Below are 20,515 nucleotides of genomic sequence, written 5' to 3' on the forward strand. Positions count from 1 at the left end.
ATGACGGATTTCCGCACCCTCGACGATGCCGGCCCGCTCAAGGGCAAGCGCGTGCTGCTGCGCGTCGATCTCAACGTACCGATGGAGGGCGGCCGCGTCACCGACGCGACCCGCATCGAGCGCGTGGTGCCGACGATCCGCGCGATCGCCGACGGGGGCGGTCGGGTGATCCTGCTCGCGCATTTCGGCCGACCGAAGGGCAAGCCGGACCCGAAGGACTCGCTGAAACCGATCCTGCCGACGCTCTCGGAGAAGCTCGGCCGCCCGGTGGCCTTCGGCGAGGATTGCGTCGGCGAGGCTGCCGCCTCCGCCGTCGCGGCGCTCAAGGACGGCGACGTGCTGCTCCTCGAAAACACCCGCTACCACGCGGGCGAGGAGAAGAACGAGCCCGACTTCACCAGGGCGCTCGCCGCGAACGGCGACCTCTACGTCAACGAGGCCTTCTCCGCCGCCCACCGCGCCCACGCCTCGACCGAGGGGCTCGCCCGCCTGCTGCCGGCCTATGCCGGGCGCCTGATGCAGGCCGAGCTCGACGCGCTGACCAAGGGTCTCGAAGCCCCGGCCCGGCCGGTGATCGCCCTCGTCGGCGGCGCCAAGGTCTCGACCAAGATCGACCTGCTCGAAAACCTCGTCGCCAAGGTCGACATGCTGGTGATCGGCGGCGGCATGGCCAACACCTTCCTGCACGCGCAAGGCAAGGATGTCGGCAGGTCGCTGTGCGAGAAGGATCTGGCCGAGACGGCCCGGCGCATCCTCGCGGCGGCCAAGGAGAAGAACTGCACCATCATCCTGCCCGCCGACGCGCGGGTCGCCCGCGCGTTCAGGGCCCATGCCGAGAACGAGACGGTGACGGTCGACGCGGTGCCCTCCGACACGATGATCCTCGATGTCGGCGCCGCCTCCATCGCCATGATCGACGGCGCCATCGACGAGGCGCGCACCCTCGTCTGGAACGGCCCGCTCGGCGCCTTCGAGCTGACGCCCTTCGACACCGGAACGGTGGCGGTCGCCCGGCACGCGGCCCGGCGGACCAAGGCCGGCCAGCTCGTCAGCGTCGCCGGCGGCGGCGACACGGTGGCGGCCCTGAACCACGCGGGGGCGGGCGAGGACTTCTCCTACGTCTCCACCGCGGGCGGCGCCTTCCTCGAATGGCTGGAGGGCAAGGAACTGCCCGGCGTCGAGGCGCTGCGGGCCAAGGGCTGACTGTGAGCGGCAACCCTCCCCCAGAGGGGGGAGGGAAGAGCGCGCGGCCAGACGGGGACGCTTACGTTTTTCGTGCCCGAGCACGGGCTCACGGCGGCGACGCACCTATATCGGTCTCAGCAACGGGCAGGTCCGGCTGAGGCCGCATCGCACGAGGATCGAACCATGGCACGCATCACCCTTCGGCAGCTTCTCGATCACGCCGCCGAGTACGGCTACGGCGTGCCCGCGTTCAACCTGAACAACATGGAGCAGGGACTTGCCATCATGGCGGCGGCGGATGCCGTCGACGCGCCGGTCATCCTCCAGGCGAGCCGCGGCGCGCGCGCCTACGCCAACGACGTGGTGCTGGCCAAGCTCATCGACGGCCTCGTCGAGATCTACCCGCACATCCCCGTCTGCATGCATCTCGACCACGGCAACGACGAAGCCACCTGCGCCACCGCGATCCAGTACGGCTTCACCTCGGTGATGATGGACGGCTCCCTGAAGGCCGACGGAAAGACCCCGGCCGATTACAGGTACAACGTCGAGATCACCGGTAACGTCACCAGGATGGCCCATTGGGCCGGCGTCTCGGTCGAGGGCGAGCTCGGCGTGCTGGGCTCGCTGGAGAGCGGCCAGGGCGAGGCCGAGGACGGCCATGGCGCGGAGGGCACGCTCTCCCACGACCAGCTCCTGACCGACCCGGACGAGGCGGTGAGGTTCGTGGCGGCCACCAGGGTCGACGCGCTCGCCGTCGCCATGGGCACCAGCCACGGCGCCTACAAGTTCACGCGGAAGCCCGACGGCGAGGTGCTGGCGATGAGCGTGATCGAGGAGATCCACCGCCGCCTGCCGACGACCCACCTCGTCATGCACGGCTCCTCCTCGGTGCCGCAGGAGTTGCAGGACATCATCAACTCTCACGGCGGCCAGATGAAGCCGACCTGGGGCGTGCCGGTCGAGGAGATCCAGCGCGGCATCAAGCACGGCGTGCGCAAGATCAACATCGACACCGACAACCGCATGGCCATGACCGGACAGATCCGGAAGGTGCTCACCGAGAACCCCTCCGAGTTCGATCCGCGCAAGTACCTGAAGCCCGCCATGGAGGCGATGACCAAGCTGTGCAGGCAGCGCTTCGAGGAGTTCGGCACCGCGGGCCAGGGCTCGAAGATCCGTCCGATCTCCGTGGCCGAGATGGCCAAGCGCTACGCCGACGGCTCGCTCGACCCGAAGATCGACGCCTGATTCGCCATGGCTGCGTCAGAGTCGGCGGCGCCGCGGCCCCGCCTCGCCCTCCTCACCCCCTACGGCCTCGGCGCTTCCGAGGCCGAGGCGACCGCGCGGGCGCTCGATGCGGCCTGCGCGGTGGGCGACGTGGCGGCGGTGATCCTGCGGCTGGCGGTGTCCGACGAGCGCAGCCTCGCCGGCCTCGTCAAGCGGCTGGCGCCCCCGGCGCAGGAACGCGGCGCGGCGGTGCTGGTCTGCGTGCCGGGTTTCGCCGGCGACATCGTCTCAGTGGCCGCCCGCGGCGGGGCGGACGGCGTGCATCTCGACCGGGCCGACGAGGAGACCCTGCGCGATCTGCGCGGGCGCCTGCGCGACGGGCGCATCCTCGGGACGGGCGGCGTGCTCGGCTCGCGGGACGCGGCGATGGTCGCGGGCGAGACCGGCGTCGATTACCTGATGTTCGGCGGCCTGTTTCCCGACGGGGCCGCTCCCGACGCGGAGGATGTGCGCGAGCGCGCCGCGTGGTGGGCGGAAATCTTCGAGACGCCCTGCATCGCCGCGGCAGCCTCGGCCGGCGAGGTCGCGGCGCTCGCAGGCACGGGCGCCGAGTTCGTCGGGCTGGAGGGCGGCCTGTGGCGCGACGATCCGGACGCGGTGAAGGCGGCCCAGGCGCAACTCGACAAGGCGCGATGATTTTTTCCGGAGATTTTTTCAAGGGGCCATGGTGCGAAACCCTCCCCCCTCTGCGGGGGGAGGGAAGACGCGCCGTCGGAAAACGCGGACCCATCCGTTCGGCCTCTCTTCGCCTCACCGCCCTGACGGCCTGCGCCGTCCTCGCGCTGAGCGTCGGCGGCCTGCACGCCGCCCCGACGTCGCCCGCCGCGAAGGCACCGGCCACCCCGATCCCGGTCGAGCCGGAGCGGCTCGATCTCAAGCGCGAGCTGCCCTCGCCCTACAGCCCCGACGCCCAGGGTGCGCGGCCGCCGGGCGCCGACCCGAACGCCGATGCCGCCTACGGCGCCTACCAGCGCGGGCGCTACGTCACCGCCTTCCGCGAGGCGACGAAGCGGATCGAGGCCAATCCGAAGGACGCCGCGGCGATGACGCTGCTCGGCGAACTCTACAACCAGGGGCTCGGGATCAAGCAGGACCCCAAGCGCGCCCTCGAATGGTACCGGCTCGCCGCCGCGGAGAACGACGCCCACGCCATGGCCTCGCTCGGGCTGATGGCGATGGACGGGCGCGGCCAGCCCAAGGACGAGAAGGCGGGGCGCGCCTGGCTCGAACGGGGCGCGGCGAAGGGCGAGCCGACCGCCTGCTACAATCTCGCCCTGATCCAGCTCGCCACCGGCAAGCCGGAGGATCTGACGGCGGCGGTCGCCAACTTCCGCAAGGGCGCGGAGGCGGAGATCCCGGCCGCGCAATACGCGCTCGGCGTGCTCTATCTCCAGGGGAGGGGCGTCACGCGGGACACGACCCAGGCCGCGCAATGGTTCCGCCGCGCCGCGGATAACGGCGATCTCGGGGCCGAGGTCGAGTTCGCGATCCGGCTGTTCAACGGCGACGGCGCGCCCAGGGACGAGGCCCGCGCCGCCCGCTACTTCCTGCACGCGGCCCAGCGCGGCAATGCCATCGCCCAGAACCGGATCGCCAGGCTCTACGCCTTCGGCCGCGGCGTGCCGAAGAACCTCGTCGAGGCCGCGGGCTGGAACCTCGCGGCCGCCGCGCAGGGCCGCGCCGACGCGTCGCTCGATCAGGCGACGGCCGGCCTGAAGCCGGAGGAGCGCAAACGCGCCGAGGCGCTCGCCGCGGAGCGGGCGAACCTTCAGCAGTAGAGGACGGACGCCTTTTGTCAGGCATCGGCACGATGATGTGACGGTCGTGCTCGGGTACGCTCTCGTGCACGACACGACAGGAGCCCGAATGACTGCCAGCCTTCTCCGCCGCAAGCCCTTGCAACCGGAGCCCGATGGAGAGCGTCGCCTCGCCCGCACCCTCGGCTGGCCGCATCTCGTGGCGCTCGGCATCGGCGCCATCGTCGGCACCGGCATCCTCACGCTGATCGGCGTCGGGGCCGGCAAGGCCGGGCCGGCGGTCATCGTCTCCTTCGCCATCGCCGGCGTCATCTGCGCCTGCGCGGCTCTGGCCTATGCCGAGATGGCGACGATGATCCCGGTCTCGGGCAGCGCCTACACCTACAGCTACGTGGTGCTCGGCGAACTCCCCGCCTGGATCATCGGCTGGAGCCTGATCCTCGAATACTCCCTGGTCGTCAGTGCGGTGGCGGTCGGCTGGTCGGGCTACGCCGCGCCCCTGCTGGCGAACCTGTTCGGCGTGCCGATGGCGCTGATGCAGGGCCCGGATGCGGGCGGGATCGTCAACCTTCCGGCGGTCGCGATCATCGCCCTCGTCGCCGGGCTGCTCCTGGGCGGCACGCGGGAGAGCGCCACCGTCAACGCCGTGCTGGTCTTGGTGAAGATCGCCGCGCTGATCGTGTTCGTGGCCTTCGCCCTGCCGGCCTTCGACCCCGCCCATCTCGAACCGTTCAGCCCGTTCGGCTTCTCCAAGAGCGTCCAGGCCGACGGGGTCGAGCGCGGCATCATGGCGGCGGCGGCGATCATCTTCTTCGCCTTCTACGGCTTCGACGCGATCGCCACCGCGGCGGAGGAGACGCGCAACCCGGGGCGCGACCTGACGATCGGCATCGTCGGGTCGATGGTCGCCTGCGTCCTGATCTACGTCGCGGTGGCGGTCGCCGCGGTGGGGGCCGTGGCCTATACCCGCTTCGCCGACAGTCCGGAGCCGCTGGCGCTGATCCTGCGCGACCTCGGCCGGCCGCTCGTCGCGCAATATCTCGCGGCGTCGGCCGTGATCGCGCTCCCGACCGTGATCCTCGCCTTCTTCTACGGGCAGAGCCGCATCTTCTTCACCATGGCGCGCGACGGGATGCTGCCCCAGGGTCTTGCAGGGCTGTCGTCCCGCGGCCGGCCGGTGCGGATCACGCTGTTCACCGCGGCGATCGTGGCGGTGCTGGCCGGGCTGATCCCGCTCGGCGAACTGGCGGCGCTCGCGAATGCGGGCACCCTGGCGGCGTTCGCCACCGTGGCGGTCTGCCTGCTGGTGATGCGCCGCCGCGCGCCGGACGCCCCTCGTACCTTCCGAGCCCCGGTCCCTTGGCTGATCGGCACGATCACGGTTCTGGGATGCGGATACCTGTTCCTCAGCCTGCCGGCCCAGACCCAGGCGTGGTTCGCGATCTGGAACGCCGCCGGGGTGGTGTTCTACCTCCTCTACGGCCGGCGCCGCGCGGTGATCGCGAGCGGGTAGCCCTTCCCGTCAGCTCCGGTTCGCGAGGTCCCGAAGCACCGTCGGCATCAACTCCGAAAGATCCTCCGCGATCAGCCCCGGCCCGAAGCGCAGGCCGGCATCGCCGTGCATCCACACCGCCGCGCAGGCCGCCTCGAACGGCGCCATCCCCTGCGCCAGCAGCCCGGCGATCAGGCCGCCGAGCACGTCGCCGGAGCCGGCGGTGCCGAGATGGGGCGAGCCGTGGTCGTTGATCGCGACGCGCCCGTCCGGCGACGCGATCACCGTGTCGGCGCCCTTGAGCACCACCACCGCCCCGGCCAGCGCCGCCGCCCGCGCCGCGCGCTCCGTCTTGGCGAGCCCGTCGGCCACGGCCTCGGTGCCGGAGAACAGCCGCGCGAACTCGCCCTCGTGCGGGGTCAAGACCGCCCGTGCCTCGCCGTCCCGGATATGGCGGGCGAGGGTGCGGACCTCGCTGCGAAAGCTCGTCAGCGCATCGGCGTCGAGCACCAGGGCCCGGCCGGCGCCCGCCGCCACCGCGACGAGATCGCAGGTGGCCGGGCCGGTGCCGAGGCCGGGGCCGAGCAGAAGCGCGTTCAGCCGCTCGTCGGCGAGCAGGTCGTCGAGGTCGTCGGCGCTCTCGCACGGGCGCAGCATGATCGCCGTCAGGTGGGCGGCGTTCTCGGGCAGGGCTGCGGCGGGCGAGGCGACCGTGACGAGCCCCGCCCCGATCCGCAGCGCCCCGCGGGCGGCGAGCCGGGCCGCGCCGGTACGGTGGGCCGGGCCCGACAGGACCAGGGCATGGCCGCGGGTGTACTTGTGGCTGCCGGCGGTGAGCCGGGGCAGGGTCCAGAGGCCGGGCCCGTTGCGGAACAGCGCCGCCGCCTCTCCGGCGATGCCCGCGGCGAAGGCGGCCTCGCCGGTGCCGATCCCGGCGACGTGCAGCGTGCCGCAATGCGCCCGGCCCGGCTGCAGCAGATGGCCGGGCTTGAGTGCCACGAAGGTGACCGTCTCGGTCGCCTCGACCGCGACCCCACGCGCCGCGCCGCTGTCCCCGTCGATGCCGCTCGGCACGTCGACGGCGAGCACCGGGCCGCCCGCACGGTTGACCGCATCCACCAGCACCCGCGCCGCGCCGCCCAGATCGCGCGACAGGCCGGCGCCGAACAGGGCGTCGACGACGAGGTCGGCCGCCGGCAACTCCGCTTCCGCCGGGCCGACCGCTCCCGTCCACGCCTGGGCGGCGAGCGCGGCGTCGCCCTCGAGTGTCCCGCGGTCGCCGAGCAGGCGCAGGTCGACCCGGTAGCCGGCCCGTGCCAGGAGCCGCGCCGCGACGAAGCCGTCGCCGCCGTTGTTGCCGGGTCCGCACAGGACCAGCACCCGACTTCCCTCCGGCACCAGGGCGCGCGCCCGCGCCGCGACCGCGGCACCGGCCGCCTCCATCAGGGTGAAGCCGGCCGTGCCGCCGGCGATCGCCGCCGCATCGACCCGGCGCATCGCCTCAACGGTGAGCAGCCGGTCGGCGGTCCCCAGGGTCTTTGCCGGCTCATGCATGTAACGGGTCCACCTTGTGCCGTAATTTTCATCGATAATGATCGAATTGCCTATATATTCCGCTTTTATTGCCTATCTCATGCGCATCTTGCCGGGGGCGGTGTCCAAATCACCGTGGCGGTCGCGCGACGCGGATGGTAGATAAAGAGCGAAGTGAGCAACGCGCGCGGATCGGGCTTTTCCGGATGAAGAAGATCGAGGCGATCATCAAGCCGTTCAAGCTCGACGAGGTGAAGGAGGCCCTCCAGGAGGTCGGCCTCCAGGGCATCACCGTGATCGAGGCGAAGGGTTTCGGCCGTCAGAAGGGCCATACCGAACTCTACCGCGGCGCCGAGTACGTCGTGGACTTCCTTCCCAAGGTGAAGCTGGAGATCGTGCTCTCCGACACGCTCGTCGAGGGCGCGGTGGAAGCGATCCGCAAGTCGGCCCAGACCGGCCGGATCGGTGACGGCAAGATCTTCGTCTCGACCATCGAGGAGGCCATCCGCATCCGCACCGGCGAGACCGGCACCGACGCGATCTGAGTTCGCGGCGCCGGGACGAGCGCGCCGTTCCGGCCCGCTTCGTGAAGAGCCGTCGCACCCGTGACTCCCGCGACGTGCCGTAGCCGAGCGACGCCGTGCCCGATCTCGACGCCATCGTCAAAGACATCGCCGCGGAGATGCGGGCGCGGCCCGACCGCGGCGAGGTGGCGCGCTACATCCCCGAACTCGCCGACATCGACGCGCAGGCCTTCGGACTCGCCGTGATCGACGGCGACGGCCGGGTCGCGGCCGGGGGCGATGCCGACATCCCGTTCTCGATCCAGAGCATCTCCAAGGTCTTCACCCTGACGCTGGCGCTCGGCATGGTCGGCGACCGGCTGTGGCGGCGGGTGGGGCGCGAGCCCTCGGGCAGCCCGTTCAATTCCATCGTCCAGTTGGAGCGCGAGCACGGCATCCCGCGCAATCCCTTCATCAACGCCGGCGCCATCGCCGTCACCGACGTGATCCTGTCCGGCCACCAGCCGCGGGAGGCGCTCGGCGAGATCCTGCGCTTCATGCAGTTCGTGGCGCAGGACACGGGCATCGCCATCGACGCGCGGGTGGCGGCCTCCGAGAAGCGCACGGGCTTCCGCAACGCGGCGCTGGCCAACTACATGCGCTCCTTCGGGGTGATCGAGAACCCGGTCGATTACACGCTGGGCGTCTACTTCCACCACTGCGCCATCGCCATGACCTGCCGCCAGCTCGCCGCCGCCGGGCTGTTCCTGGCCTATTCGGGTCACCACCCGCTCGCCGGCCACTCGGTGATCTCGGCCGAGCGGGCCCGGCGCATCAACGCCATCATGCTCACCTGCGGCCACTACGACGGCTCGGGCGATTTCGCCTACCGCGTCGGCCTGCCGGGCAAGAGCGGCGTCGGCGGCGGCATCCTCGCGGTGGCTCCGGGCAAGGCCTCGATCTGCGTCTGGTCGCCGGGGCTCGACGCGGCGGGCAATTCCCATCTCGGGCGCATCGCCCTGGAGATGCTGGTGAAGCGCACGGGGTGGTCGATCTTCGGGGGGTGAGGGGCTGGGCGCCATCCTTGCGAGGCTTCAGCCGAAGCAATGACGGCGCTCCGCATTTTCCGGAAAGGTCGCGCCGCTGGATCGCTTCGCTGACGCTCGCGATGACGGCGTGACGTTTCGTAACGAAAAACCGCTCCCGCCTCGCGGCGGGAGCGGCTGTTTCGACGAGGTCGGCCGACCCCGAAAAAACCTTACGCGACGGCCTTCTGCGCGGCTTCGCCCGGGAGCGGAACCTCGGAGATCGTCTTCAGGACTTGGCTGGCGATCTGGTAGGGGTCGCCCATGGAGTTCGGGCGGCGATCCTCAAGGTAGCCCTTGTAGCCGTTGTTGACGAAGGAGTGGGGCACGCGCACCGAGGCGCCGCGGTCGGCCACGCCGTAGGAGAACTTGTTCCACGGCGCCGTCTCGTGCTTGCCGGTCAGGCGCATGTGGTTGTCCGGGCCGTAGACGGCGATGTGGTCGTCGAGGTTCTTCTCGAACTGGGCCATCACGGCCTCGAAATAGTCCTTGCCGCCGGTCTCGCGCATGAACGTCGTCGAGAAGTTGCAGTGCATGCCCGAGCCGTTCCAGTCGGTGTCGCCGAGCGGCTTGCAGTGGTACTCGATGTCGATCTCGTAGGTCTCGCACAGGCGCTGGAGCAGGTAGCGGGCCATCCACATCTCGTCGGCTGCCTTCTTGGAGCCCTTGCCGAAGATCTGGAATTCCCACTGGCCCTTGGCCACCTCGGCGTTGATGCCCTCGTGGTTGATGCCGGCGGCCAGGCACAGGTCGAGATGCTCCTCGACGATCTTGCGCGCGACCGGGCCGACGTTGGAGGCGCCGACGCCGCAATAGTACGGACCCTGCGGGGCGGGGTAGCCGGTCTCGGGGAAGCCGAGCGGGCGGCCGTTCTTGTAGAGGAAATATTCCTGCTCGAAGCCGAACCACGCGCCGGCGTCGTCGAGGACGGTCGCGCGCTTGTTCGACGGATGCGGGGTCTTGCCGTCCGGCATCATCACTTCGCACAGCACGAGCACGCCGTCGGTGCGGGCCGGGTCGGGGAAGTGGCGCACGGGCTTCAGGACGCAATCGGACGAGGAGCCCTCGGCCTGCTGGGTCGAGCTGCCGTCGAAGCCCCACAGCGGAAGCTGCTCGAAGGTCGGGAAGCTGTCGTACTCCTTGATCTGCGTCTTGCCGCGCAGGTTCGGTACCGGGGTGTAACCGTCGAGCCAGATGTACTCGAGCTTGTACTTGGTCATTTCGAGTCTCTCGTACCTTTGAGGATCCGCGTCCTGACGAAACCTGTGCGGGACCGGCGCCGTCCGAGTCCTGCCATCCCCGATGGAGCTTGGCGCGTCCGACAGGTCTTTCGCCCCGCCGCTTCCGAAGACGCCGACCCACCGGCGAGCAGGGCGCCAGCCCGACCCCCGAGCGCCGCCGTTCGGGCGGACGCTCCGATTCGCCCTCTAGCATGTCGCGTGCCAGCGGTGCCGTGACGCCGCGTCCGGTTCCTGCGGCAAAAGTGTCGGCAGGGCCGCCGGGCAGGGTCGCCGGGAGCGGGGACAAAATCCTGCGAAAGGGCCGCCGCGGCGCGGATTTTTGCCCGCCGACGGGTGGCAACGGGACGGCGCGGGCGATATCGTCCGCGCCGGCCGGCGAGATCGGCCGGGGCGCGAGAGGGGGCGGTGCCCGGACGAGCAGCCGAGCGGCGGACGCTGTGCGCGACGCCCCCGCGAGACGTCCCGCTCTCCCGATCACCCCCCCGACCCGCGCGAACGGTTCGGCTCGAGGGGCGAGCCCGGACCTTTCGGATGGCCCGCCGTCCCGCTTCCCGACATTGCCTGAGGAGACGCACACGATGACAACGGCCGCTGATGTGCTGAAGGCCATCAAGGACAACGACGTCAAATACGTCGACTTCCGCTTCACCGACCCGCGCGGCAAGTGGCAGCACGTGACCTTCGACGTCTCGCTGGTCGACGACGAGATCTTCCAGGACGGCACCATGTTCGACGGTTCGTCGATCGCCGGCTGGAAGGCGATCAACGAATCCGACATGCTGCTGATGCCGGACCCGGCCACCGCCTGCATGGACCCGTTCTTCTCCGCCTCGACCATGTCGATCGTCTGCGACGTGCTGGAGCCGTCGACCGGCGAGCCCTACGCCCGCGATCCCCGCGGCACCGCCAAGCTGGCCGAGGCCTATCTGCGCTCCACCGGCATCGGCGACGACATCTTCGTCGGCCCCGAGGCCGAATTCTTCGTGTTCGACGACGTGAAGTTCGGCGCCGACCCGTACCACACCGGCTTCCAGCTCGACTCGACCGAACTGCCCACCAACGGCTTCACCGATTACGAGGGCGGCAATCTCGGCCACCGGGTGCAGACCAAGGGCGGCTACTTCCCCGTCCCGCCGCAGGATTCGGCGCAGGACATGCGCGGCGAGATGCTGGCGGCGATGCAGTCGATGGGCGTGAAGGTCGAGAAGCACCACCACGAGGTGGCGAGCGCGCAGCACGAGCTCGGCATGAAGTTCGACAAGCTCACCACGCTCGCCGACCACATGCAGATCTACAAGTACTGCATCCACAACGTCGCGCAGAGCTACGGCAAGACCGCGACCTTCATGCCCAAGCCCGTCTACGGCGACAACGGCTCCGGCATGCACGTGCACCAGTCGATCTGGAAGGACGGCAAGCCGCTCTTCGCCGGCGACAAGTACGCCGATCTAAGCCAGGAATGCCTGTGGTACATCGGCGGCATCATCAAGCACGCCAAGGCATTGAATGCCTTCACGAACCCGTCCACCAACTCCTACAAGCGCCTGGTGCCGGGCTACGAGGCGCCGGTTCTGCTCGCCTACTCGGCCCGCAACCGCTCGGCCTCCTGCCGCATCCCGTGGACCACGAACCCGAAGGCCAAGCGCGTCGAGGTCCGCTTCCCCGATCCGATGGCCAACCCCTACCTCGCCTTCTCGGCGCTGCTGATGGCCGGCCTCGACGGCATCGTCAACAAGATCGATCCGGGCCCGGCGATGGACAAGGATCTCTACGACCTGCCCCCGCGCGAGCTGAAGAAGATCCCGACCGTCTGCGGATCGTTGCGCGAGGCGCTGCAGAACCTCGACCGGGACCGCGCCTTCCTCAAGGCCGGCGGCGTGTTCTCGGACGACCAGATCGACTCGTTCATCGAGCTGAAGATGGCCGAGGTGCTGCGCTACGAGATGACCCCGCACCCGATCGAGTTCGTGCAGTACTATTCGCTGTAGGGTCGGCTTCCACGCGGCGGATCGCCCGCGCACGGCGCCTTCGGGCAAGCCGGCCGGACGACGCCCGATGCGTGCCCTCGGCCGAGGATCGAACGATGAAGGAGGGGCCGGAGCGATCCGGCCCCTCTCTTCGGTCGCCCCTGCCTCGAACCCCATCCAGGGACCCGGATCGCGTGCGCGGACGGCAGCCCGTTCTCCATCGGTTCGCCTTGCCGTTGCCCGACGAAGACACGTCGGCCGCTCGAACAGGCTCTGAGTCGAGGCGCCGAACCTGTTCACGGGCGCCGCCGGAGCGTTGTCCCGGGGCGGGGAAGGGCCCATCTTCCCCGGGCGCCGGGATCGTCAACGGTCTCCCCGATCATCGAAATTTCTGCGCGCCGGCCTCGCACGGGGCGGCGCGGCGAGGCCCGTCCTTGGCCAGACGCATCACTCCGAAGGCGGGTCCTCCCGCTCTCCCCTCCCGCGAACGGATCCTCGCCTTCGTCGCCGACGCCCCCGGGACGGTCGGCAAGCGCGAGATCGCCAAGGCCTTCGGCCTGAAGGGCGCCGACAAGATCGGCCTCAAGGCGATCCTGAAGGACATCGAGGAAGAGGGCGCGCTCGACCGCGGCCGCGGCGGTTTCCGCAAGGGCGGCCGCCTGCCGCCGGTCGTGCTCGCCGACATCTTTTCGCGCGATCGCGACGGCGACTTGGTCGCCCGTCCGGCGCAGTGGGACGGCGAGGGCGAGGCTCCGAAGATCGCCGTCGAGGTGCCGCGCGCCGGGCGCCGGGGCGACCGTCCGGCCCCGGGCCTCGGCGACCGGGCCCTGATCCGCGTCGCGCCGGACCCGGAGGCGCCGGGCCGCTATACCGGCCGCGTCATCAAGGTGATCGGCAGGAACCGCTCGGAGGTGATCGGCGTCTACCGCGCCGGCCGCGACGGCGGGCGCATCCTGCCCGTCGAGAAGAAGTCGCAAGGGAAGGAGATCGCGATCCCGCCGGGCGAGGAGGGCGAGGCCCGCGACGGCGATCTCGTCAGCGTCGCGGTCGAGCGCGAGACCCGCTTCGGCCTGCCCCGCGGCCGGGTGACCGAGCGCCTCGGCGCCCTCGGCTCCGAGAAGGCGGTGAGCCTGATCGCCCTGCACCTCCACAACATCCCGCACGTCTTCCCCGCGGCCGTGCTGGCGGAGGCCGACGCGGCCAAGAGCGTGACCAAGCGCGGGCGGGAGGATTGGCGCGGGGCGCCGCTCGTCACCATCGACCCGCCCGACGCCAAGGACCACGACGACGCGGTGATGGCGCAGGCCGATCCCGATCCGGCCAACGCGGGCGGCTTCGTCGTCACCGTCGCGATCGCCGACGTCGCCGCCTACGTCCGGCCGGGCTCGGCCCTCGACCGCGAGGCGCTCCTGCGGGGCAACTCGGTCTATTTCCCCGATCGGGTGGTACCGATGCTGCCCGAGCGCATCTCGAACGACCTGTGCTCGCTGCGCGAGGGCGAGGACCGGCCGGCGCTCGCCGTGCGCATGGTGATCGGCGCCGACGGGGTGAAGCGTGGGCACAGCTTCCACCGCATCCTGATGCGCTCGGCGGCCAAGCTCGCCTACGCCCAGGCGCAAGCCGCCATCGACGGCCGGCCGGACGCCACGTCCGGGCCGGTTCTGGAGACGGCCCTGCGCCCGCTCTACGCGGCCTACGCGGCGATGAAGCGGGCCCGCGACGCCCGCGGTCCGCTCGCCCTCGACCTGCCGGAGCGCAAGGTGCTGCTCGACGCGCAAGGCGGCGTCGACCGGGTGATCGTGCCGGAGCGGCTGGAGGCGCACCGGCTGATCGAGGAGTTCATGATCCAGGCCAACGTCGCGGCGGCCGAGACCCTGGAGAAGGCGAACGCGCCGCTGATCTACCGGGTCCACGACGAGCCGGCGCTGGAGAAGATGCGGGCGCTCGCCGAGGTGCTGGCCTCGGTCGGCATCAGGATGACGAAGGCCGGGGCGCTGCGGCCCGACCTGTTCAACCGCATCCTGGCGCAGGTCGCGGACAGCGAGCACGCGCCCTTCATCAACGAGGTGGTGCTGCGCTCGCAGGCGCAGGCCGTCTACGCCGCACGGAATCTCGGCCATTTCGGGCTGAACCTGCGCCGCTACGCCCACTTCACCTCGCCGATCCGCCGCTACGCCGACCTGATCGTCCATCGCGCCCTGGTCCGGGCCTGCGGCCTGGGCAAGGACGGGCTGCCCGGCGACACCACGCCGGGAATGCTCGATGCCGTCTCCGAGCGGATCTCGGCGGCCGAGCGGCGGGCGATGGCGGCCGAGCGCGAGACCATCGACCGGCTGATCGCCGGCTACCTCGCCGACCGGGTCGGCGCCACCTTCTCCGGCCGCATCTCGGGCGTGACGCGCTCGGGGCTGTTCGTGAAGCTCGACGAGACCGGAGCGGACGGTTTCGTGCCGGTCGCCACCATCGGCCGCGAGTATTACCGCCACGACGAGGCGCTGCACGCCCTCGTCGGCGACCGCAGCGGCGAGACCTACCGCCTCGGCGACACGGTCGAGGTGCGTCTGGTCGAGGCGGCGGCGGTGGCCGGGGCGCTGCGCTTCGAGATCCTGTCGGAGGGCCGCAGCCGCTCCGGCGCGAAGGGCGGCGGGATCAGGCGCGGCGGCCTCAAAGCGAGGCCGGGTCAGGCCAAGGGCGGCGCCAAGAGCGGGGCGAAGGCGAAGTCGCCGAAGGGCAAGGCGCGTTCCGGCACCGTCTCCGCACCGGACGGCGACGGTGCCCGGCGGCATCGCGGCTCGCGCCGCTGAGCGGAAGGGGTTAGAGTCCGGCCATGGAGACCCCCGTCTTTCCCCCGCCGGCCCCGGTGCCGCAGGAGCGGACCCGGCTGATCCCGGCCATGGCCCGCGGCTTCCTCGACCGTTGCCCGCATTGCGGGCAGGGCCGCATGTTCGGGCGCTTCCTCAAGGTGCGGCCGGCCTGCGAGGCCTGCGGCCTGGAGATGGAGGGCCACCGGGCCGACGATCTGCCGCCCTACCTCGTGATCTTCCTCGTGGGCCACATCGTCGGCTATCTCGTCCTCGAGATCGAGATGGGCTACGAGGTGCCGCTCTGGGCGTCGATGACCGTGTGGCCGCTGCTCACCCTGGTCCTGGCGCTCGGGCTGCTGCAGCCCGTCAAGGGCGCGGTGATCGGGCTGCAATACGCGCTCGGCATGCACGGCTTCGGCAAGGCGCCCCCCGCCCGCGGCGGGAGCGGCGCGGGGGAGAGACGCGGCGGTGAGGCAGCAACCAGAACGGGCGACGCCGCCGGACTCGGATCGGCCTGAGCCCCCCGCCGCGGCACCGCGCCCGTCCCCCCTGCGCCCGCGCGACGCCGCGACGCTGATCGTCCTCGACCGTTCGCGCAAGCGGTTCAAGGTTCTGATGGGCCGGCGCCACGCCGGCCTCGCCTTCATGGGCGGCAAGTTCGTGTTTCCCGGCGGCCGCATCGAGCCGTCCGACCGGCGGATGCCGGTGGCCGGCGCCCTGTCGCAGCGGGCCGACGAGGCGCTCCGCGCCAAACTGCCCCGCGCCCCGCATCATCTCGGCCGCTCGCTCGCCCTGGCCGCCATTCGCGAGACCTACGAGGAGACCGGCCTGCTCGTCGGCACCCGTGGTTACGGCCCGCCGGAGGCACCGCCGGACGGGGCGTGGCGGGCCTTCGCCGAGGAGGGCGTGATGCCCGACCTCGAAGCGCTGCATCTGGTGGCGCGGGCGATCACGCCGCCCAGGCGCGTGCGCCGCTTCGACACCCGCTTCTTCGCCGTCGATCGCAAGGCGGTGGCCGCCGAACGGCCCGGTATCGTCGGGCCGGATGCGGAACTGACCGAACTCGCCTGGGTCGATCTCGCTGCCGCGCGCAAGCTCGACCTGCCGCGCATCACCCGCGTGATCCTCGACGATCTGGAGGCGGCGGCGGACGCCGGCTTCCCGCCCTACCGGCCGATCCCGCTCTACTTCGAGCGCCATGGCAAGGGCGTGCGGGAGGAGATCTGAGTCGGCCCGGTCCTGCCGCTGCGTCCGGCGGGGCGAGGACGGGATCGGCGTCCGGTTCGTCCGAGAGCCTGTTTGACTGCAGTGATCCCCTCTCGCCCCTCATCCTGAGGTGCCGCGTGAGCGGCCTCGAAGGATGCTCCAGATCCCGCGCGATTCCTGGAGCATCCTTCGAGGCCTCCGCTACGCTCCGGCACCTCAGGATGAGGGTTCAGGATGGGAGTAGGATCTTCCTCTCGCCTTGCCGTTGCCTGACGAAGACACGGCGGCCGGTCGAACAGGCTCTGACGCCGGCTCCGCTCACGCCTGCGCGTCGGCGACGAGCGCGGCCAGCCCTTCGCGGTAGGTCGGGTAGGCGAGCCGAACGCCCAGTTCCTCGCGGATCAGGCGGTTCCTGACCCGCTTGTTCTCGCCGTAGAAACTCCGCGCCATCGGGCTGAGGTCGGCGGTCTCGAAATCGACCGCCGGCGGCAGGGGCAGGCCGGTCAGCGCCGCGGCGTGCTCGATCACCGTCTGCGGCGGGGCCGGCTCGTCGTCGGTGACGTTGTAGGCCGCGCCCGGTCGCGGCCGCTCGATCGAGGCGGCGAGCGCGGCGGCGATATCGGCCACGTGGATGCGGTTGAACACTTGGTCCCGCTTGACGATGCGCTGGGTCCGGCCCTCGCGCAGCTTCACGATCGGGTTGCGGCCGGGTCCGTAGATGCCGGACAGGCGGAACACCTGAACCGCCTTGCCGGTCTCGGCGCCCAGGCGCAGCCACGCCTCCTCGACGGCGAGGCGCTCCCGCGAGCGGGCGCTCTTCGGCGTGGCGGGCGTGGTCTCGTCGATCCAGGCTCCGCCGTGGTCGCCGTAGACGCCGATGGTCGAGAGATAGCCGATCCAGCCGATGCGGCTCTTCGCGATCGCCTCGCGGTAGCGCCCGAGGGCGGTGTCGCCGTCCGGCCCCGGCGGCGCGGAGACCAGCAGAACGTCCGTGTCGGCGAGGTCGTCGGCGATGCGGAGATCGTCCGCATCCGGCCCGAAGGCGCGGACGGTGAAGCCGGTCTCCGCGGCGAGGGGTCGGGCCCGCGCCGGCTCGGTCACCGTCGCCCGCACGGTTCGGAAACGGGCTCGCTCGCGCTCGGAAAAATGCCGGGCGGAGAAGCCGAGGCCGAAGACGAACAGGTTCATGCGGGTTCAGGTCTCCCGGTTGCCGTCCTCTTCCATAGGAAGGGGAAGGGCGGCGCGCCATTCCTCCCTCACATGCGCCTCCGGCTCGTCGCGTCCATGGGTCTCGAACAGACCGTGGAGCCGCTGCCCCGGCAGCAATCGCCCGCAGGCCCAGACGGCCGCGCCGCGCACCACCGGGTCCGGTTCATCGAGGTGGGCCACCGCCTCCTCGGCGAGACCCGACTCACCGGAATTGCCGATGGCGATCAGCACGTTGCGCAGGAAGCGGTCGCGGCCGGTGCGCTTGATCGGCGTGCCGGCGAACCGCGTCCGGAAGGCCGCGTCGTCCAGGCGGGCGAGGTCCGCCAGAGGCGGTGCGAGAAGATCCGCGCGGGCGGCCATCCGGACGTCCCGGGCCGCGCCCGCGAACTTGTTCCAGGGGCAGACCGCGAGGCAGTCGTCGCAGCCGAACACCCGGTTGCCGATCTTTTCACGGTATTCGCGCGGGATCGGGCCGTGATGCTCGATGGTGAGGTAGGCGATGCAGCGGCGCGCGTCCAACCGGTAGGGGGCGGGGAAGGCGTCCGTCGGGCAGATGTCGAGGCAGCGGCGGCAGGAGCCGCAACGGTCGGTCTCGGGCGCATCGGGTTCGAGGTCGGCGCGGGAAAAGATCGCGCCGAGCATCAGCCAGTTGCCGTGCTCGCGCGAGATCAGCACCGTGTGCTTGCCCTGCCAGCCGAGCCCGGCGGCTTCCGCCAGCGGCTTCTCCATCACCGGGGCGGTGTCGCAGAAGACCTTCACCGGTTCGCCGGATTTCGCCGAGAGGAAGCCGCCGAGTTCCTTCAGCTTGCCCTTGATCACCTCGTGATAGTCGCGCCGCTGCGCGTAGGCCGCGATCGCGCCGCACGCCTTCAGGCGGACGAGATCGAGGGGATCGTGTTCGGGGCCGGCATTCAGGCCGAGCATGACGACGCTGCGGGCCTCGGCCCACAGGGCGGAGGGCGCGGCACGCTGGTCGGCCCGCTCCTCCATCCAGCCCATGGTGCCGTGATGGCCCGCCGCGAGCCATTCGGGCAGCCGCTCGCGCAAGCGCGGCACGGCGTCGGGCCGCGTGACGCGGAACGCCTCGAAGCCGAGACGGCGCGCGCGCGTCTCGACGGCGTGCCGGAGGGCGGGACCGGTGAGCGGGACTTTGCCCGCCCCCTTCGCCGACCGCTCGACCGCCCCCTCGGCCGACGTCAGAAGTCCAGATCCGTGTAGTGGGCCGCCGGCGGCATGCCCGGCGCCCGGTCGGCCAGGAGCGCGCGGAAGGAGGGCCGCGACTTCACCCGCGCGTACCAGTCCTTCGCCATCTCGTCCTCGTCCCATGGCACGTCGCCGAGATAATCCACGCAGGAGAGATGGGCCGCCGCCGCGAGATCGGCATAGGTCAGGTCGTCGCCCGCGAGCCAGCGGCGATGCCCGATCAGATACCCGACATATTGGAGGTGATAGCGCACGTTGGTGCGCGCCGCGCGAATGGCGTTCATGTCCGGAGGACCGCCCCCGGCCGCCGACGACATGAAGCGCTTGTCGATCTTCTCGGTGACGAGATACTCGGTCACTTCCGTGTCGAACTTGACGAGGAACCAGTCGAGCAGGCGCCGCACCTCGACCCGGGCCGTGGTGGTGTCCGGCAGCAGGCGCCGTCCGGCGAGCCCCAAGCCCCGCGTCTCGTCGAGATATTCCGCGATCACGCCCGCGCCCGGAATCGCGAGACCCGACTGCTCCACCAGCACCGGCGTGGTGCCGGCCGGGTTGACGACGAGGAAGTCGCGGCGCCGCTCCCAGGCCCGTTCCTCGACGAGGGTCGGCTCCATGCCCATCTCGGCCAGGACGAGGCGGATGAAGCGCGAGTTCGGGCAGAACGGGGAGTGATAGAGCGTCGCCATCGAGGCCGTGGTTCAGCGGTAAAGAAGGCAGAGCCCTGGGCAGACCGTGCCGCACCGGCAAAATTGGGGCGACGCGCCAGGATTATTTCTCCAGCGTTGCCACCTCATTAACAAACGCGCCGCAGGGCGGTAACCGCCCGTCAACCCTGCCGCCGCAAAGCTGCCGCATCGCCGTCGTCTGCCGCAGCCCGCATGTGCCGGGACATCGGCGCGGGGAACAGCAGGCCCATGGATCTCGTCCTGATCGCGAAGGCGCTCGTGCTCGCCGTGGTGGAAGGCGCCACCGAGTTCATCCCGGTCTCCTCGACCGGCCACCAACTCCTCATCGGCCACTTCATCGGCTTCCACTCGCCCAACAACACCTTCGAGGTGCTGATCCAGCTCGGCGCGATCCTGGCGATCCTGTTCGCCTATTTCGGGCGGCTCTGGGGGATCGCCACCGCGCTGCCGAACGACCCGAGGGCGCGCCGCTTCGTGCTGGCGGTGCTGATCGCCTTCCTGCCCGCGGCGATCGTCGGCGGGCTGTTCTCGAAATACATCAAGTTCTACCTGTTCAATCCGTGGATCGTCTGCGCGACCCTCGTGGCCGGCGGCCTCGTGCTGCTCGTCGTCGACGACACGGTCGGCGAGCCGAAGGCCGCGCCGCATGACGGCCCGACCGAGCGCCCGCGAAAGACCGACGTGTTCGAGTTCAGCCTGCCGATGGCGCTGAAGATCGGCCTGTTCCAGTGCCTCGCCATGATCCCCGGCGTGTCGCGCTCCGGCGCCACCATCGTCGGGGCGATGCTGATGGGCGCGAGCAAGCGCTCGGCCACCGAGTTCTCGTTCTACCTCGCCATGCCGACCATGGCGGGCGCCTTCGCCAAGGACCTGCTCGACAACTACAGGAACCTGTCCTCGAACGACGCGCTGCTGATCGTCATCGGCTTCGTCGCCGCCTTCGTCTCGGCCCTGATCGTGGTGCGCACGGTGCTCGACTACGTCTCCCGCCACGGCTTCTGGCTGTTCGCGTGGTGGCGCATCGTCGTGGGCTCGCTCGGCTTCGCCGGACTGATTGTTTTTGGCTGAAGCCTCAGGATTTTGAGCGAGGCGGGCGCGGTGACCCGGACGAATACCAAGCTGCAGGGAAGCCGACCGATGGTCGTATCCCTTGCGTCCGGCGGACGCCCGCCGCCGCGCCTTCGTGCGGGCAACGGGCGATGAGTCGGGATCATCGCCCGTTGGTATAAAGTCGGTTGTCGTCCGCCCGCGCCCCGTGCAAGGGCTTGCGGCCAAGTCGCTGCTCTCTCAAGAAGCAGCCGGGAAACGTCGCTGCCCTGGAGCTCGTCCCGACCGCGTTGCAATCGGGACAGGC

The 20,515-nt window shown here is 70.7% G+C and carries 17 protein-coding genes; 12 read left to right on the forward strand and 5 right to left on the reverse strand.

The features are described from left to right. The 5 genes from PGN25_18185 (at position 1) to PGN25_18205 (ending at position 5,745) form a co-directional block, all read left to right on the forward strand. On the forward strand, positions 1-1,203 hold the full coding sequence (locus tag PGN25_18185) for a phosphoglycerate kinase (GenBank protein MEH3119450.1): 1,203 nt from the start codon (positions 1-3) through the stop codon (positions 1,201-1,203). 165 nt (positions 1,204-1,368) lie between these two features. After that, complete coding sequence (gene fba / locus PGN25_18190) at positions 1,369-2,436, forward strand: fructose-bisphosphate aldolase class II (GenBank protein MEH3119451.1); 1,068 nt, start codon at positions 1,369-1,371, stop codon at positions 2,434-2,436. 6 nt (positions 2,437-2,442) lie between these two features. Next, positions 2,443-3,111: a thiamine phosphate synthase gene (locus PGN25_18195; protein MEH3119452.1), complete on the forward strand. Its 669-nt coding sequence runs from the start codon at positions 2,443-2,445 to the stop codon at positions 3,109-3,111. Continuing rightward, positions 3,108-4,253, forward strand: a complete 1,146-nt coding sequence (locus PGN25_18200; GenBank protein MEH3119453.1) for a tetratricopeptide repeat protein — start codon at positions 3,108-3,110, stop codon at positions 4,251-4,253. The genes PGN25_18195 and PGN25_18200 overlap by 4 nt, the downstream gene beginning before the upstream one ends. An 88-nt stretch (positions 4,254-4,341) precedes the next feature. Next, on the forward strand, positions 4,342-5,745 hold the full coding sequence (locus PGN25_18205) for an amino acid permease (protein MEH3119454.1): 1,404 nt from the start codon (positions 4,342-4,344) through the stop codon (positions 5,743-5,745). Between the two features lie 9 nt (positions 5,746-5,754). Here the strand turns inward: PGN25_18205 and PGN25_18210 are convergent, their stop codons facing one another. After that, positions 5,755-7,278 carry an NAD(P)H-hydrate dehydratase gene (locus PGN25_18210; GenBank protein MEH3119455.1) on the reverse strand — a complete coding sequence of 508 codons (1,524 nt, stop codon included), beginning with the start codon at positions 7,276-7,278 and terminating at the stop codon, positions 5,755-5,757. 185 nt (positions 7,279-7,463) lie between these two features. Between PGN25_18210 and PGN25_18215 the strand changes: the two genes are divergently transcribed. Further along, positions 7,464-7,802 carry a P-II family nitrogen regulator gene (locus PGN25_18215; protein MEH3119456.1) on the forward strand — a complete coding sequence of 113 codons (339 nt, stop codon included), beginning with the start codon at positions 7,464-7,466 and terminating at the stop codon, positions 7,800-7,802. Between the two features lie 95 nt (positions 7,803-7,897). After that, positions 7,898-8,827, forward strand: a complete 930-nt coding sequence (locus PGN25_18220) for a glutaminase (protein ID MEH3119457.1) — start codon at positions 7,898-7,900, stop codon at positions 8,825-8,827. 191 nt (positions 8,828-9,018) lie between these two features. Here PGN25_18220 and PGN25_18225 read toward each other — a convergent pair whose 3' ends face one another. Continuing rightward, positions 9,019-10,065 (reverse strand): glutamine synthetase beta-grasp domain-containing protein, encoded by a 1,047-nt coding sequence (locus PGN25_18225; GenBank protein ID MEH3119458.1) that lies wholly within the window; start codon positions 10,063-10,065, stop codon positions 9,019-9,021. 599 nt (positions 10,066-10,664) lie between these two features. Here PGN25_18225 and glnA point away from each other — a divergent pair. From glnA to PGN25_18245, 4 genes are all read left to right on the forward strand, one after another. Continuing rightward, positions 10,665-12,074, forward strand: coding sequence for a type I glutamate--ammonia ligase (gene glnA, locus PGN25_18230; protein ID MEH3119459.1), 1,410 nt, complete (start codon positions 10,665-10,667; stop codon positions 12,072-12,074). A 413-nt stretch (positions 12,075-12,487) separates the two neighbouring features. Then, entirely contained in the window at positions 12,488-14,857 is a 2,370-nt protein-coding gene (gene rnr / locus PGN25_18235) for a ribonuclease R (GenBank protein ID MEH3119460.1), read from the forward strand. Positions 14,858-14,880: 23 nt separating this feature from the next. Further along, on the forward strand, positions 14,881-15,375 hold the full coding sequence (locus PGN25_18240) for a DUF983 domain-containing protein (GenBank protein ID MEH3119461.1): 495 nt from the start codon (positions 14,881-14,883) through the stop codon (positions 15,373-15,375). Next, a complete protein-coding gene (locus PGN25_18245) occupies positions 15,326-16,084 on the forward strand; it encodes an NUDIX hydrolase (GenBank protein ID MEH3119462.1) in 759 nt (252 codons plus the stop codon). Before PGN25_18240 ends, PGN25_18245 begins: the two co-directional genes overlap by 50 nt. Before the next feature lie 297 nt (positions 16,085-16,381). Here the strand turns inward: PGN25_18245 and PGN25_18250 are convergent, their stop codons facing one another. The 3 genes from PGN25_18250 to PGN25_18260 are packed head-to-tail and all read right to left on the reverse strand — an operon-like array spanning position 16,382 to position 19,161. Further along, positions 16,382-17,251, reverse strand: a complete 870-nt coding sequence (locus PGN25_18250; GenBank protein ID MEH3119463.1) for an SDR family oxidoreductase — start codon at positions 17,249-17,251, stop codon at positions 16,382-16,384. A 6-nt stretch (positions 17,252-17,257) separates the two neighbouring features. Then, positions 17,258-18,472: a tRNA epoxyqueuosine(34) reductase QueG gene (queG, locus tag PGN25_18255; GenBank protein ID MEH3119464.1), complete on the reverse strand. Its 1,215-nt coding sequence runs from the start codon at positions 18,470-18,472 to the stop codon at positions 17,258-17,260. Then, a complete protein-coding gene (locus PGN25_18260) occupies positions 18,469-19,161 on the reverse strand; it encodes a glutathione S-transferase family protein (GenBank protein MEH3119465.1) in 693 nt (230 codons plus the stop codon). Before PGN25_18260 ends, queG begins: the two co-directional genes overlap by 4 nt. Positions 19,162-19,389: 228 nt before the next feature. Here PGN25_18260 and PGN25_18265 point away from each other — a divergent pair, with 228 nt between their 5' ends. Then, the gene (locus PGN25_18265) at positions 19,390-20,229 is read left to right on the forward strand and encodes an undecaprenyl-diphosphate phosphatase (protein ID MEH3119466.1); all 840 of its coding nucleotides are present in this window, start codon (positions 19,390-19,392) and stop codon (positions 20,227-20,229) included. The last annotated feature ends 286 nt before the right edge of the window (positions 20,230-20,515 follow it).

Source organism: Methylorubrum populi (genome assembly GCA_036946625.1).
GTDB classification, from domain to species: Bacteria; Pseudomonadota; Alphaproteobacteria; order Rhizobiales; family Beijerinckiaceae; genus Methylobacterium; species Methylobacterium populi_C.